The 1420-nt window shown below is 62.5% G+C and carries 1 protein-coding gene; it reads right to left on the bottom strand.

The window, feature by feature from the left end; genetic code table 11:
* A partial coding sequence (locus CD932_RS28710; protein ID WP_176460900.1) for an Ig-like domain-containing protein occupies window positions 1-1420 on the bottom strand: 1420 nt, incomplete at both ends.

A 1420-nucleotide genomic window follows, 5' to 3' on the forward strand; every position in this document is an offset into this window, starting at 1 on the left:
CAGGCGCATCGTTGACGGCAGTGACGGTAACGCCCACCGTATAGGTGTTCGTGCCGCCCTTGCCGTCGCTGACGGTGTAATTAAAACTGTCGGTGCCGTTGTAGTCCTTCGCCGGCGTGTAGGTATAGGTGCCGTTGGTGTTGACCACTACCGCGCCGTGCGTGGGATCGGTCGCCTTGGCGTAGGTGACGGTATCGCCATCGACATCGGTGGCCGTTGGCAGCGTGCCCGCCTTGGGCGTGTCTTCCGCCGTGGTAATGGTGTCATTGGCCGCCACCGGCGCGTCGTTGACCGCAGTGATGGTAACGCCCACCGTGTAGGTGTTCGCGCCGCCCTTGCCGTCGCTGACGGTGTAAGTAAAGCTGTCGGCGCCGTTGTAGTCCTTCGCCGGCGTGTAGGTATAGGTGCCGTTGGCGTTGACTACCACCGCGCCGTGCGCGGGATCGGTCGCCTTGGCGTAGGTGACGGCATCGCCATCGACATCGGTGGCCGCTGGCAACGTGTCCGACTTGGGCGTGTCCTCGGCAGTCGTGATCGCCGTGGCCGCTGCCACCGGCGCATCGTTGACCGGGCTGACCTTGATCAGGGCCGTGTAGGTGTTCGAGCCACCCTTGTCATCGCTGACGGTGTAAGTGAAGCTGTCGGCGCCGTTGTAGTCGGTCACCGGGGTGTAGGTGTACGTACCATCAGCCTTGACTACCACTGCACCATGTGCAGGATCAGTCGCCTTGATGTAGGCAAGCACATTGCTATTGAGGTCCGTTGCCACCGGCAAGGTACCGGTCTTGACCGTGTCTTCGGTGGCGATGATCGTCGGATTGATGGTGACCGTCACTGCGTAGGTGTTCGTACCGCCCTTGCCGTCGCTGACGGTGTAGCTAAAGCTGTCGGTACCGTCGTAGTTGGCGACCGGCGTGTAGGTATAGGTACCGTTGGCGTTGACCACCACTGAGCCGTGTGCCGGATCGGTCGCCTTCGAATAGGTAACGGTATCGCCATCGACATCGGTGGCGCCCGGCAGGCTGCCAGACTTGGCAGTCTCTTCAGCCGTCGTGATCGCCGTAGCCGCTGCCACCGGCGCATCGTTGACCGGGCTGACGGTGACGGCCACTGCGTAGGTATTGGAACCGCCCTTGCCATCGCTGACGGTGTAGCTAAAGCTGTCGGTGCCGTTGTAGTTGGCGACAGGTGTGTAGGTATAGGTGCCGTCGGTATTGACCACTACCGCGCCATGGGCGGGATCGGTCGCCTTGGCGTAGGTGACGGTATCGCCATCGACATCGGTGGCAGTCGGCAAGGTACCGGTCCTGGGCGTGTCTTCGGCAGTCGTGATCGCCGTGGCCGACGCGGTAGGCGCATCGTTGACGGCAGTGACGGTAACGCCCACCGTATAGGTGTTCGTGCCGCCCTTGCCGTCGCT

This window comes from Janthinobacterium sp. PC23-8, assembly GCF_002250505.1.
GTDB lineage: Bacteria > Pseudomonadota > Gammaproteobacteria > Burkholderiales > Burkholderiaceae_D > Janthinobacterium.